The following is a 12275-nucleotide window of genomic DNA, read 5'->3' as shown; positions in this document are numbered from 1 at the left end:
CTTATGAACGCAACAAATGTTGATTATTACATCGTCGGCTTTAAGTCGGACGGTAGCCGTGCCGCCGGTAAAATTTGTATGTTTGATCCAATTAAACATCCGGATAAGCTGGAAGCCGAAGCAGAAAAGATGAAAGCGGATAATGCCGATATTGTGACAGTAAAAGCCGTCACAACCGAAGATTACATGAACCTGCTTGGAAATAATACAGAAAGTAAAGAATACATCCTGAGCGGGGACACTTTTATTCCGAAACCGGATTATGTGCCGACCGAAGCCGAGGAAAAGCAGGCCGCCATCGCCACTATCAAAGCAAAGTACCAGCCGACATTGGATAGTTTGGTAGAAGCTAGGGTAAAAGCGGCCATGCTGGGCGCCGACACCACTAAGATTGACAGCCAGTACAAAACTACCCTTGCCAACATGGCAACGGAAATCAAGAACGCATAGAGGAGGGATAAATCATGGAATTTTGCGAATATTGCGGTAACCTTTTAAATGAAGACGGGCGCTGCCCATGGGATGGATGCCCGCACAATGCAATCATCGACGCTATGGCTGAAGCCAAAGCAGCCGATGAAGCAAAGACAGAGAAGAGTGAGGACAACCCTGATGGATATTAACACCTTGCTTATTTACACGCAGAAAGCGGTCAGCCGTTTAATTGACGGTTGGCCGTTTAAAATTGCCGTGGGCGGGATTGTTGCACTTGTACAATTTCACCTTGAACTGCTAACACTGTTTGCACTGCTGATTGTAATTGACCTGGCGACAAAGTGGGTAGAACTTTCATACAACAACATAAAAACAGAAAACTATACACCGAGTTTAATTGATGCAATTAAGGCTATCCCAACAGCACATAGAGCAGGAATCATCTCTAGTAGAGTCATGAAGACGCAGTTCTGTGGAAAGATCATAGTGTACTGCGTGATTGTCATCGCCGGAAGCATTGCAGATGAAATGACAGCCCATGTACACACAGGGGGGATGATAATGCCGCTCTGTGTGTCTTATCTGGCCGCTTCAGAGCTTCTCAGCATTATAGAAAATCTAAATGATGCTGGGGTCAGTGCAGTAGGTGGGCTTGTGCAACTCATTAAAGGGAGGAGGATAAGATGAAAAAAGGAATTGATGTTTCTGAAAATAACGGAAATATTAACTGGCCGGCGGTTAAAGATGCCGGTTTTGATTTTGCAATCATTCGACTAGGATACGGAAGGGGCCACCTGGATGGAAAATTCTATGACAATGTGAATGGAGCTTTAAATGCTGGTATTAAAATTGGCGTTTATTATTACTCGGAAGCCACTGATGCGTCGGAGGCCCGTGCAGAAGCAGATTTCGCGCTTTATGTCATGCAGGATGCCGGCATCACTCCGGATATGCTGGAGATGGGCGTATGGTTTGATGAAGAAAATGACAGCTGGAAATCGGAGAGGCTGACTGATCCGGCAGAAATTACGGATATCTGCACCACATTTATCAACACTCTGGAAGAAGCCGGATATCATTGTGGCTTGTATGCCAACTATGATTACTTGACCAACGTCATTGATATGAGCCGCCTTACAGGTGTTCCTGTATGGTGCGCCCAGTATAACAGCCAGTGCGACTATGATGGTGCTGCCATCTGGCAGTGCACGGATAACTATTTCATCAATGGTGCTCAGTTTGATAAGAACTATTCTTTCTGAGGAGGATTTATGTATAATGAAGATAAGAAAATCTATGCTGCTTTTGCCGCTATTGCTCTTATTATTGCCTTTTTTGGAGTCGGATATTTGCTGGGCATCCGAAACGCCAGCGCAGGAAACGAGAACTCTGTCAGCGGAGCAGTGGAGCGAGCTGCAGACTCTGTTGACAGAACAGCAGAGCGACTTGACGATGCTTCAGACTCGATTAGAGACGCTGAAAAAACAGCAGACGACATCAGCAGAACAGGCGCAGAAATTGGAAACACAGTCGACGAAATTAAACAGTCAGATAGCCAGTTTGAAACTGGACTTGATGATGTCACAAAAATCGTTGACAGATGCCAGGAGCGAAATAACCGGATTGCAGAAATCCTTAGCAGCGCTGAAAGTACAAGTGGAGGATCTCGAAAAGCAGAATCAATCACTGAAAAAGCAAAATAAACTGCTGAAGATTGCACTTATCGTTTCTGGTGGCGTGATCATTGGCGTGGCAGCTTCCAAGTAATATATAAAAGCGACTGCAGAAATGCGGCCGCTTTTTCTTTTGCCCAAATCACAAAATAAATCAAAAAACTTGATAAAATGCTATTGAATAGTCAAGTAATATGTGCTATCATATAATCAAGAGATGAAGAGACAATAAAGAAAAGGGGGGGGGAATTGATGATGGAGAGATCAAACGGATGGGGCGGAAGAAGAAAGGAAGCCGGTGCGCCAGCAAAATCCGTTCATAAAGATACCAAGTCAAGAGGAATCAGAATGACTGATTCTGAGTATGAAAAAGTAAAAAAGTTTTTAAATGATTTAAGAGAGGAAGAAAAGAAAATGAAAAAAGCAATCAATGCATTATTCGATGCCTGCCTTGATACTTCTAATGACAGCTACTCTGATATTCTGGCAGCTTTCAACGGAGTAAAAGCTACAGAAGAAAATAAAGAAATTTTCGGAAAGGTTATCCGTAAGTGCCTGGAAGACTACAATGAAGCTTATACCGATACCGGCCTTGAACATGCGGATCTGAACAGCGAAGTAGGCGAAAAGGCTATCAAAGAAAAGATTGATTCTCTTGATGATTCCATTGATACTACAAAAAGCGGAATTAAGTATTATCGCCTTGGAGACTGGCCGACTCATGATGATGAAATCAAAGAGAAGCCGGCTGATAAGGGTGACTACATGAATGATTACTATGCAGGCAAGATTTAAAAGCGCTCTGCTCTGACAGAAATGAGCAAAATAAAAGAGCCGTCTCATATGAAGTGAGGCGGCCTTTTTGCTGATAATTTTAATGCTTCTAATTAAAACTATGAAGTCAATATATAACAGGCTCTCAAAAAATATCGTTTTTATCGGATTATTTCCTGTAAAATCCTGCCACACTTTTTGCCACAAAATCATAAAAAGTCAGCCAAATACTGAGAACGTACGAGGAACACCACTGACGTTATGAGAGCACTGATAATTATAGATAAAATCTAGCAAAACTTGAATTCTGAAACACTGTAGGACACTGTGGGATAATGAGAACGTTATTACTTCCGATAACATTAAATTATCGGAACCTACAAATTCTCCCTAAAACAGCCAGGTCTCTCTCGTAATGCTTTTACCCCTCTCATATGTTCTTTTTGGTATTGTATTACTGAAAACTGGCTGAGGATCTATTTCCTCTATTTGGATACTACAAATACAACAACCAATTCTATTTTTTATAATGACTCCAAATTAAATAATCACCTGTATCTATCAGCTGATCATTTAATTTGGAGTCTTATTGATTTGAATCCCGGGAATGTCCATGCAGGTCATGAACGAATCTCCCGCTGTATATCTGTACTGCACAACCCCTCTGTATTTCTATTCTTTATATTTAGAAATAGCTTTTCGATTTTTAAATATCTTTTGAATATGATATGTGATAGCATATAATAATAATATGCATTTTATACTGGAAGGATCGGATCATTATAAATGGATGGCAATAATTTTTATATCAGTGATTTTCAAAAATCAAAACTCATGCAGGAAGAGTTGTCTGCAAAAAGTTTGAACTCATTGGCCGGTACAAAGGCTAAGAATACAATTGATGCATACAGGTCTGATTGGGATGATTTCTGCGATTGGTGCAAATACCATAAGCAAACGTCCTTCCCCGCAACTGCTGAAACAATTGTCAACTACATCAATGATTTGGCGGATTATGCCAAGACAGCTACCATCAGGAGAAGGGTCAGTGCCATTTCAGAGAACTATAACGCGGCCATTACTTCTGGCATAAAGGTCGAGAACCCCTGCCGGGAATGGATTGTCAAGGAGGCCTTGACGGGCCTGACCAGACTCAAGGGCGGCGCCCAAACCGGAAAAACTCCCATATATTGGGACCAGCTGTGCGATATGATCAAATGCATTGATACCAAAGGTCTGGGCGGATTAAGAGATAAGGCAGTCTTATTGCTGGGATTTATGGGTGCATTCCGCCGAAGCGAAATTTCCGGTTTAGATGTAACAGATATTAAAAGAGTTCATCAGGGAATTATTGTGACAGTCAGACAGTCTAAAACAGATCAGCAGCAAATGGGCCAGCAAGTTGGTATCCCTTGCATCAGCGACGACGATTTTGACTGTGTTAAAGCCGTCGAACAGTGGATTACCGCTGCCAATCTAGTCGATGGCCCCCTGTTCCGCTCGATTCTCAAGAACAACACAGCTTCTAAAAACAGGCTTAGTTCCAAGAGTATTAATCTAATCGTAAAAAAGTACGTGTCAATGATTGGGCTGAATCCTGATTTATATGGTGCACACAGCCTTAGGCATGGGTTTGCCACATATGCTGCTTTGAATGGTGTTGAAGAACGATTGATTATGAGGCAGACGCGGCACCGTTCGGTTGAAATGGTTAGAAGATATATTAATGAAGCTGATTTGTTCGTCAATAACCCAATCAGTGCCATTTTCAATAAAAAATAGCTGTGAGTAACATGCCTGATCAGCTAAAAAAACGTCAGTATAGAATCTATTCAACTAGAATCTATACTGACGTTTTAATTTCTAAAGAAGTATCATTTTTATATAACGGATGATCTTACCTTTATTTTATCGCCTGGCTGGATCTGCCCGGGATCCTTTATTCCATTCAATTGCTGGATATCATAGATGACTTCTCTTATATCCTTGCTGTCATCCGTTCTGGAAGCCGCAATACTCCAAAGAGTATCATTGGACTCAACAGTCACCGTCTCATACAAAGGTGTAACCGAAGCAACCGAGGCATTTACACCCCAGCCGCAGAATAATACGGTAGTAATTAGCAAGAACATTATCTTACGCATAATAGCAGCCTCCTAAAAGCACAAACAAACTATTATTCTTTAGAACGTTATTTCTATATAAGATACTACACCAAAACAAAAATTCGCACAATCGAACATAAAATTAGAATTTAGATAATTTTTAATATGTTCTGAACATTAGATATATTGAATTCTGACGTTTCTGTGAACTCTTGTTTGATTTTGAAAATATGGTATTGTATAATAATAGCAAATAAATATTCATATTATATATAAATAAGAAAGTTTGTTTTAGAAGGGACGTTTATAAAAAGTGGCTGCTAAAAGACTCGGTAAAAAAGATAGAGAATTGACAAGTAGAGAACAGAGTATATTGGATTTTATCAGACAAAAAGTCTGGGAAGACGGATTTCCGCCTACTGTTCGTGAGATTTGTCAGGCTGTTGGATTACGTTCCACTTCAACAGTACATGGATATCTTGCCCGCCTGGAAGAACTTGGCGTTATAAAAAGGGATCCGGCCAGCTCCAGAGCTATCGAAGTTGTCAATGATGCTTCCTGGCGTCATAAGAAGATGATTCCTATGCCTTTGGTCGGAGCTGTTCGTGCAGGTGAACCAATCGTCGCTGATGAACACCTGGAATCGATCTTCCCTATGCCGTCTGAACTTATTGGGAAAGATAATAATTGCTTTATTCTTGTCGTTCGCGGAGACAGCATGATTAATGCCGGTATCAAGGAAGGCGATTATCTGATCGTATCCGAACAGGATGATGCAAGAAACGGAGATATCGTTGTTGCACTCGTCGGCAATGACGAGGCAACTGTCAAGCGTTTTTACCGGGAAGCAGATCATATCAGGCTTCAGCCGGAAAACGATGCTTATAAACCGATTATTTCCAAGGATGTTATCATCAGAGGCAAGGTTATCGGTTTATACAGACACATGTAAGGCATTCTGTTTCCATAACTAATCAACAAAAGCAAAAGGGCTGTGGCAAAATGTGTAATCATTTTGTCACAGCCCTTTTTATGCTGCCGCATATGCTATTTTACTAATCGAATCGATTTTTCACCTAAATCAATCAATTTCTTCTTTAACAGATTTCCGACTGCACGCTTAAATGCAGATTTGCTGATCCCAAGCATATCTTTAATTTCCTGTGGATCCGAAGAATCTGTGATAAACAATTCTCCCCCATTTTCCGTGAGCTTTTTCAGGAGAGCTTCGGCATCAGTACCCATTGCAGATTCCTTCTGAGGACGCAGGGATATGTTTACATGGCCGTCTTTCCTGATAAATACGATTCTTCCTTTGATCTCGCTTCCCATTTTTATATCATCACGGAGTTCAGATTTATGTAAAAATAAGATATGACGATCTTTGGAGATAAGGAATGCACCTTCCGGAGTCATGTTATATATGGTTCCAGTAATGGAATCGCCCACCTTATACTCAAGACAGGGCAGTGCGATTCTTCTCATTTCATCTTCTACATGCATAGTCACAGCGAGACGGTTAGATTTATCCTTGTATAATTTAACCCAGATATACTGATCCTTTTCCACTCGTCCAATCATGTTCGAGAACGGAAGGAATATCCCGCGTTCCGTACCAACATCGACAAATGCACCGAATCTGGTGGTCAAAAGAACACAGACATAACCTATGCCATCCAGAGGAATCTGCGGAAGATGCATACTTGCCGTCAAACGGTGATGAGGGTCATGGTATAAGAATACCGTAACTTTCTGTCCTACTTCCACCGGGTGAGTCTGCTGATTGTTATGCAGCAGTATGTCATCGCTTGTATTACCGGTTCCAGCTTCCAGAAATGCGCCCATATCTGAAAGACGTACTACTGTAAGTTCTTCAATTGTATTTTCTTTTAAGTTTCCCATTGCCTTCAAATCACTATTCCTCATGGCAATTTATTACTGTGCATCATTTTCTGGCACTTCTGCTTCATGGAATTCTTCAGCTGGTGCATCTTTCCATAAAGTATCGAAATCAAATCTGCGTCTTTCATCATCGATAAAGATATGAACAAGAATATCACCAAAGTCAAGAAGGATCCAGTCGCCTTCGTTGTAGCCTTCTTTTCTTATAGCGATAATTCCTGTTTCCTTAAGTTTTTCTTCGACTTCATCTGCGGCAGCCTGTGTATTTTTCTTATTTCTGGCAGAAGTAAGAACAAAATAATCTGCAATTGTTGTCAATTCACGTACATCCAGTACTTTTGTATTAACACATTTTTTGTTTGCCAATGCATCGCATATTGTTTGTAAAACGTTATTCATCATTATCTCCTTTAATATAATTAACTATCCTGCTCCATGGTCATTGCAATGATCTTCTGAGCCTCCACCGGGTTCATAACCCAGACTTTTTGAGCGTTTTTCGTCTGTTTTTCTCCTGGAAGAATGATAAATTTGAAATCTGAAGATTCATAGCCAGAGACCTTATAGATAATCTTAGCGATTTCAGAAGAAGTTATATCACTATCAACGCTGTCCCAATGGTATCTGGCTTCAACCCAGTTGTATAAGGAGGGATTATTCTGAAGTGAGGCAATATATGCCTTGATCAATCTTTCCTGCCTTTGCAGGCGCCCTATTTCGCCATCCTGAGCATCAATGAAACGTAAATAGCCAAGTGCCTGGTCCCCGTCAAGCTTCTGATATCCCTTGCGTATGTTTATATCCGGCTGGCCGTACTTGTCAAAATGGCTCATATCCTTTTCAACGTAAAGATTTACACCTTTTTCTGTAGTGTCCAGATTTTCAAAAGCAGAAGTATTAAACACCGCGTATTTATCAATCCTGATATGAAGCAGGTTCTCGATCGCACTCTTTGTTTCCTCAGCACCGCCTTCTGAATACGTCTTATTCAGAAGTACACTTTTGCCCTCCGGACGTCCGATCTGAGTGTTTGGCGGTATTGATATAAACGAAACCTTCTTATTCACTTCATTCCATGCGACGAGCAGTATAAGATCCGCATCGGTATTCTCTTTATCATATGTTCCTATAACGAGGTAATAGGAAGGCCCTGCATCCTTTTGACCTAAAATCCTGCCAGGAAATCCAATTTTGCTGAAAGCGGATATGCCCAGAAAAATACAGGCGATGCAAAGCAGGACTGCCAGCAGGATGCGCCCTATTTTAAGTTTTCCTTTTCTCTTTTTATCTGGCCGTATCATTTTCACCATCTATCAAAAGAACCATATCATTCCTGCCGAGGAAAGTTAAATCGTATATATAAGCATCCTGATCAATTAAATGCTTGATTGTTGAGTTGTAAGCAGAGAGAACTGCCTGATTAAGATCCTTCTCTGCAAGCTTCCTGATAGTATCCACCCCGGGGAAATCTCTGGATGGCTCGATATAATCTGCCAGGAAAATGATCTTTTCCAGAAGTGTCATATTTGTGCGGCCTGTCGTATGATAAAAAATTGCACTTTTGATGTCCTTATCATCTATTCCATACTTGGTTTCGCACAAAATACTGCCGACGGGTCCGTGAAGCAGGGCTTTGCTGGACAGTACATATTTATCAAGCCTGAGTGAATGTTCATTGACTATATCATGCATTTCTGAAAGAGATAATTCCTTTGCACAGTCATGAACCCAACCGGCTATGTATGCCTTCTCAGCATTTGCACCATACTTATCGGCCAATGCCCTGGCAGAGTCTGCAACGCCGGCAGAATGACGATATCTTTTCGCGCTGAGTATTTTTTTTAAGTCCTTTTGAATATCTATTAAGTCCATATGCCTCTCATGCCTCATAAAGATGATATTTCTTAATATAAGTTAGTACATTGTCAGGTATAAAATATCTGGCTGATTTCTTGTTTGCAATTAATTCTCTTAGTTTCGTAGAGGAAATATCCAGTTCAGGCGTATTTAAAGGATGAATTTTCTTTATTCCGGTTTCGCCAAAGAAACGGATTGATTCCTCTAACTGTATCTCGCTCCCCGGCCGGCTCGCAGCGATAAAGTCACATGAATCAAGGAGTTCCTTATTATATTTCCAATTCGGCAGATCGACTATAGCGTCAGTGCCGCAAATGAAAAAAATCTGGCAGTCATGACTCAATGAAGTCCTCAGCAGCCTGATCGTATCTACCGTATAAGAGGGGCCTTCTCGCTCTCTTTCAATAGGAGAAATATCAAAATGCTCATTTCCTTCTATTGCCTTCTGAACCATGTTGTATCTTAAATGTTTATCTATATGGTGCATGTCTTTGTTAGGCGTATCACCAGATGGGATGAAAAGCACTTTCTCAAGACCGAACTCCTGCCATGCAGCTTCTGCTATGACAAGATGACCGATGTGTATTGGATTGAAAGAGCCGCCGAATATCCCTATGCGTTTAGACATATATACAACACCACTTCCGAAAGTGAAATGAATATCAGCAATGTAATGATTAGTTCTAAAATATGGCGCAGTTCAAATTTTCCCTTTGGGTGCTTCGTGTAATAAAACAAAAGCCATTTTGATTTCGTGAATATACTCATCTTATCATCTCATGATCAGCAAATTGTCTCGATGAATGACTGTTTCATATGGCGGTGCATATCCCAAGAGACTTTCTAATTTTTCTGAATGGCAGCCTTTGATCTTTTCTATATCTGCGTTATTATAGTGCGTTATGCCGCGGGCCAATTCTGTATCGCCGCAATATACGGCAACAGTATCCCCATCAGAAAACTGTCCTTCAACGCTGACTATTCCTACAGGAAGAAGGCTCGATCCCTTTTGGAGGATGGCTTCACTGCATCCCTTATCCACATAAATTCTTCCTTTAACAGCGGTACCGATAATGATATCGCGCTTCTTCAGCTGCGGGTGGACATTTTCAGCATAGAAAAGCGTGCCTAACTGCTCGCCCTCAACCAAACGGTAAAGGATTTCAGGTTCATCACTCTTGGCCACAATCATGTCAATCCCAGAGCGGACACATATTTCAGCAGCCTGCAGCTTCGTATACATTCCGCCTGTACCCCGGGCAGTTCCTGAACCTCCTGCCATGCTGAATAAGCTGCGGGTAAACTCAGGTACTTCATGAATGATCCTGGCATTTTCATGTGTACGCGGATCGGCATCATAAAGCCCGTCAATATCAGATAAGATAATCAGCAGATCTGCATCAGATATGCTGGCAACAATCGCCGACAGCGTATCATTGTCACCGATTTTTATCTCATCAGCGGTAACAGCATCATTTTCATTGATGATAGGGATCGCACCAAGCTCAAGAAGTGAAACCAATGTCCCCTTCATATACAGGTATCTGCTGGAATTTACCGCATCGCCCTTGGTAAGAAGCATCTGTGCCACAACCTGGCCATACTCATGAAAAGTATGTTCATAAATATTCATAAGTATTCCCTGGCCGACAGCTGCGGCGGCCTGTTTATATGGCAGGTAATCTGGTTTTTTCTCAAAGCCGAGCTCGGGAAGTCCTACTCCGATGGCACCAGAGGTAACTAAAATAACCTGCAGTCCGCTGTTTTTCAAATCGGATATCTGGCGGGCCAGGTGATCAATAAAACGCAGATTGATCTTGCCGTTATCATAGGTTATTGAACTGGTTCCAACCTTGATCACTATTCTTTTCTTGTTCTTAAGTAAAGACCGATGTTTATTTTCAGGGCAGCTCATAATGTGACTTCTTCTCTTTTTGCTTAAAAAGGACACAGGTCCTTCCAATCACCTGGACAACATCACACTGAAGTTTATCTGCAATATAAGAGGCTGTTTCCTTTATATCTTCATCTGAATTCTGGTTGATTTTAACTTTAATAAATTCACGGGCCAGTAAAGCATCTTCCGCACTCTTTAAGACGCTTTCAGTATTACCTTCTTTGCCAATCTGAAGAACTGCCGGCATTTTAGATGCCAGCGCTTTCAAATATTGTTTTTGTTTGCTGGTAAGCATATTAAGACACTCCTCTAAGACTATTCTTCTGTCTCTTCCTGATTCCTATTGTCAGAGAACGTAAATTCAGTTCCATAAAGGTTGACGGTATCGCCTTCCTGAATGCCATTCTTTTTGAGCAGCTTATCGATGCCCATGAATTTCCATGCACGATCAAAACGTCTCAAAGAAACGTAATCCTCAAAGTTTGTCATGCTTACGAGCTTTTCAATACGCTTCCCTGTTATGTAGAATACGCCATCCTTGACTTCGACAGTGAATTCCTCTTTAGGTTCTTCATAAACAATAACTTTTTCGGATTCCTCATTCTGGACATCCGGAATTTCCTGCAGCAGGTCCCATACGCTTTCAAGCAGCGGGCGGATTCCCTCTCCTGTCAGTGTACTGATCGGGAAGAATTCATAACCTTTCGCTTCGATTTTGCTCCTCAGATCATCAAGCACTTTAGGATCCTGTATCAAATCAATCTTATTGGCTGCAACAATCTGTTTTTTCTGAAGAAGTTTTGGGCTGTACAACGAGAGCTCATTATTGATAATGTTAAAATCATCAAAAGGATCCCTGCCTTCGCTTCCGGCAGCATCCAGAATATGGATCAAAACCTTTGTGCGTTCTACATGACGAAGGAATTCATCCCCAAGACCAACGCCCTGGCTTGCGCCTTCAATAAGGCCCGGAATATCTGCAACAACGAAATTTCTTTCGTCGTCAAGACTTACCACGCCAAGGATCGGGGAAAGTGTAGTAAAGTGATATGCTGCAACTTCCGGCTTGGCAGCGGAAACTTTCTTAAGGAAACTGGACTTGCCGACACTTGGGAATCCCAAAAGACCCACATCTGCTAAAATCTTAAGTTCCAGTCTGATTTCTTTCTGCTCTCCTGGTTCCCCTTTTTCAGCAAATGTAGGGGCACGGACAGCACTTGTTGCAAAATGAGAGTTGCCTCTTCCGCCATGTCCGCCTTTGACAATGACTGCTCTTTGGCCTTCCTGCGTCATATCCGCAAGAAGTTCGCCAGTTTTATTATCATAAATCATTGTTCCCAAAGGAACTTCGACGATGACATCTTCAGCATTTTTGCCAAACATTTCCTTTGCACCGCCATTTTCACCCTTATTGGCTGTAAAGTGCCTGTGACGGCGGAAATTGACGAGAGTATTTAAATCAGGATTTGCAACGACAATGACGGAACCGCCTTTGCCGCCGTCTCCGCCGCTCGGGCCTCCGCGCGGAACATACTTCTCACGACGGAAGGAAACCATTCCGTCGCCGCCGGCACCTGACGTTACTATAATTTTTGCTCTATCGATAAACATATGAAACCTCTTGATTCTTTC

General features: G+C 41.7%; 17 protein-coding genes. 8 read left to right on the top strand and 9 right to left on the bottom strand.

What is annotated here, in order from left to right:
* Positions 1-3: 3 nt before the first annotated feature.
* The 7 genes from Dia5BBH33_RS04345 to Dia5BBH33_RS04320 all read left to right on the top strand — a co-directional run bounded on the left by Dia5BBH33_RS04345 (position 4) and on the right by Dia5BBH33_RS04320 (position 4664).
* Complete coding sequence (locus Dia5BBH33_RS04345) at positions 4-450, top strand: hypothetical protein (RefSeq protein ID WP_143332449.1); 447 nt, start codon at positions 4-6, stop codon at positions 448-450.
* 14 nt (positions 451-464) lie between these two features.
* Positions 465-623, top strand: a complete 159-nt coding sequence (locus Dia5BBH33_RS11150) for a hypothetical protein (protein ID WP_162849332.1) — start codon at positions 465-467, stop codon at positions 621-623.
* Positions 613-1122: a phage holin family protein gene (locus Dia5BBH33_RS04340; protein ID WP_162501758.1), complete on the top strand. Its 510-nt coding sequence runs from the start codon at positions 613-615 to the stop codon at positions 1120-1122. The genes Dia5BBH33_RS11150 and Dia5BBH33_RS04340 overlap by 11 nt, the downstream gene beginning before the upstream one ends.
* Positions 1119-1697: a GH25 family lysozyme gene (locus Dia5BBH33_RS04335; RefSeq protein ID WP_143332447.1), complete on the top strand. Its 579-nt coding sequence runs from the start codon at positions 1119-1121 to the stop codon at positions 1695-1697. Before Dia5BBH33_RS04340 ends, Dia5BBH33_RS04335 begins: the two co-directional genes overlap by 4 nt.
* A gap of 9 nt (positions 1698-1706) precedes the next feature.
* The gene (locus Dia5BBH33_RS04330; RefSeq protein WP_143332446.1) at positions 1707-2138 is read left to right on the top strand and encodes a methyl-accepting chemotaxis domain-containing protein; all 432 of its coding nucleotides are present in this window, start codon (positions 1707-1709) and stop codon (positions 2136-2138) included.
* Positions 2139-2456: 318 nt separating this feature from the next.
* Positions 2457-2903 carry a hypothetical protein gene (locus tag Dia5BBH33_RS04325; RefSeq protein ID WP_162501757.1) on the top strand — a complete coding sequence of 149 codons (447 nt, stop codon included), beginning with the start codon at positions 2457-2459 and terminating at the stop codon, positions 2901-2903.
* 765 nt (positions 2904-3668) lie between these two features.
* On the top strand, positions 3669-4664 hold the full coding sequence (locus Dia5BBH33_RS04320; RefSeq protein ID WP_143332444.1) for a site-specific integrase: 996 nt from the start codon (positions 3669-3671) through the stop codon (positions 4662-4664).
* Between the two features lie 98 nt (positions 4665-4762).
* Here the strand turns inward: Dia5BBH33_RS04320 and Dia5BBH33_RS04315 are convergent, their stop codons facing one another.
* Positions 4763-5026: a LysM peptidoglycan-binding domain-containing protein gene (locus Dia5BBH33_RS04315; RefSeq protein ID WP_022382790.1), complete on the bottom strand. Its 264-nt coding sequence runs from the start codon at positions 5024-5026 to the stop codon at positions 4763-4765.
* A gap of 334 nt (positions 5027-5360) precedes the next feature.
* Between Dia5BBH33_RS04315 and lexA the strand changes: the two genes are divergently transcribed.
* Positions 5361-5939: a transcriptional repressor LexA gene (lexA, locus tag Dia5BBH33_RS04310; RefSeq protein ID WP_456298278.1), complete on the top strand. Its 579-nt coding sequence runs from the start codon at positions 5361-5363 to the stop codon at positions 5937-5939.
* Positions 5940-6034: 95 nt separating this feature from the next.
* On the opposite strand, the gene Dia5BBH33_RS04305 is transcribed toward lexA, so the two are convergent.
* From Dia5BBH33_RS04305 to obgE, 8 genes are all read right to left on the bottom strand, one after another.
* Entirely contained in the window at positions 6035-6913 is an 879-nt protein-coding gene (locus Dia5BBH33_RS04305; protein WP_232518090.1) for a CvfB family protein, read from the bottom strand.
* 9 nt (positions 6914-6922) lie between these two features.
* The gene (gene rsfS, locus Dia5BBH33_RS04300) at positions 6923-7291 is read right to left on the bottom strand and encodes a ribosome silencing factor (protein WP_232518089.1); all 369 of its coding nucleotides are present in this window, start codon (positions 7289-7291) and stop codon (positions 6923-6925) included.
* Between the two features lie 17 nt (positions 7292-7308).
* Positions 7309-8190, bottom strand: coding sequence for an LCP family protein (locus tag Dia5BBH33_RS04295; RefSeq protein WP_162501756.1), 882 nt, complete (start codon positions 8188-8190; stop codon positions 7309-7311).
* Positions 8174-8779: a bis(5'-nucleosyl)-tetraphosphatase (symmetrical) YqeK gene (gene yqeK / locus Dia5BBH33_RS04290; RefSeq protein ID WP_332835634.1), complete on the bottom strand. Its 606-nt coding sequence runs from the start codon at positions 8777-8779 to the stop codon at positions 8174-8176. Before yqeK ends, Dia5BBH33_RS04295 begins: the two co-directional genes overlap by 17 nt.
* Positions 8769-9374, bottom strand: a complete 606-nt coding sequence (gene nadD / locus Dia5BBH33_RS04285; RefSeq protein ID WP_022382784.1) for a nicotinate-nucleotide adenylyltransferase — start codon at positions 9372-9374, stop codon at positions 8769-8771. Before nadD ends, yqeK begins: the two co-directional genes overlap by 11 nt.
* 144 nt (positions 9375-9518) lie before the next feature.
* Positions 9519-10661, bottom strand: a complete 1143-nt coding sequence (gene proB, locus Dia5BBH33_RS04280; protein ID WP_108849756.1) for a glutamate 5-kinase — start codon at positions 10659-10661, stop codon at positions 9519-9521.
* Positions 10648-10938 carry a ribosome assembly RNA-binding protein YhbY gene (gene yhbY, locus Dia5BBH33_RS04275; protein WP_022382782.1) on the bottom strand — a complete coding sequence of 97 codons (291 nt, stop codon included), beginning with the start codon at positions 10936-10938 and terminating at the stop codon, positions 10648-10650. Before yhbY ends, proB begins: the two co-directional genes overlap by 14 nt.
* A 20-nt stretch (positions 10939-10958) precedes the next feature.
* A complete protein-coding gene (gene obgE, locus Dia5BBH33_RS04270; protein WP_143332442.1) occupies positions 10959-12254 on the bottom strand; it encodes a GTPase ObgE in 1296 nt (431 codons plus the stop codon).
* Positions 12255-12275 lie beyond the last annotated feature (21 nt).

It is taken from the genome of Dialister hominis (assembly GCF_007164725.1).
In the GTDB taxonomy this organism is placed as follows: Bacteria; Bacillota; Negativicutes; order Veillonellales; family Dialisteraceae; genus Dialister; species Dialister hominis.
The sequence above is the reverse complement of the archived record's forward strand: the minus strand, read 5'-3'. Positions and strand labels throughout refer to the sequence as shown.

What these genes read in the sequence shown, in the direction of transcription:
- Dia5BBH33_RS04345 (WP_143332449.1), top strand. Translation starts at nt 4, where the DNA reads ATGAACGCAACAAATGTTGATTATTACATCGTCGGCTTTAAGTCGGAC.
- Dia5BBH33_RS11150 (WP_162849332.1), top strand. Translation starts at nt 465, where the DNA reads ATGGAATTTTGCGAATATTGCGGTAACCTTTTAAATGAAGACGGGCGC.
- Dia5BBH33_RS04340 (WP_162501758.1), top strand. Translation starts at nt 613, where the DNA reads ATGGATATTAACACCTTGCTTATTTACACGCAGAAAGCGGTCAGCCGT.
- Dia5BBH33_RS04335 (WP_143332447.1), top strand. Translation starts at nt 1,119, where the DNA reads ATGAAAAAAGGAATTGATGTTTCTGAAAATAACGGAAATATTAACTGG.
- Dia5BBH33_RS04330 (WP_143332446.1), top strand. Translation starts at nt 1,707, where the DNA reads ATGTATAATGAAGATAAGAAAATCTATGCTGCTTTTGCCGCTATTGCT.
- Dia5BBH33_RS04325 (WP_162501757.1), top strand. Translation starts at nt 2,457, where the DNA reads ATGACTGATTCTGAGTATGAAAAAGTAAAAAAGTTTTTAAATGATTTA.
- Dia5BBH33_RS04320 (WP_143332444.1), top strand. Translation starts at nt 3,669, where the DNA reads ATGGATGGCAATAATTTTTATATCAGTGATTTTCAAAAATCAAAACTC.
- Dia5BBH33_RS04315 (WP_022382790.1), bottom strand. Translation starts at nt 5,026, where the DNA reads ATGCGTAAGATAATGTTCTTGCTAATTACTACCGTATTATTCTGCGGC.
- Dia5BBH33_RS04305 (WP_232518090.1), bottom strand. Translation starts at nt 6,913, where the DNA reads ATGAGGAATAGTGATTTGAAGGCAATGGGAAACTTAAAAGAAAATACA.
- rsfS (WP_232518089.1), bottom strand. Translation starts at nt 7,291, where the DNA reads ATGATGAATAACGTTTTACAAACAATATGCGATGCATTGGCAAACAAA.
- Dia5BBH33_RS04295 (WP_162501756.1), bottom strand. Translation starts at nt 8,190, where the DNA reads ATGATACGGCCAGATAAAAAGAGAAAAGGAAAACTTAAAATAGGGCGC.
- yqeK (WP_332835634.1), bottom strand. Translation starts at nt 8,779, where the DNA reads ATGAGGCATGAGAGGCATATGGACTTAATAGATATTCAAAAGGACTTA.
- nadD (WP_022382784.1), bottom strand. Translation starts at nt 9,374, where the DNA reads ATGTCTAAACGCATAGGGATATTCGGCGGCTCTTTCAATCCAATACAC.
- proB (WP_108849756.1), bottom strand. Translation starts at nt 10,661, where the DNA reads ATGAGCTGCCCTGAAAATAAACATCGGTCTTTACTTAAGAACAAGAAA.
- yhbY (WP_022382782.1), bottom strand. Translation starts at nt 10,938, where the DNA reads ATGCTTACCAGCAAACAAAAACAATATTTGAAAGCGCTGGCATCTAAA.
- obgE (WP_143332442.1), bottom strand. Translation starts at nt 12,254, where the DNA reads ATGTTTATCGATAGAGCAAAAATTATAGTAACGTCAGGTGCCGGCGGC.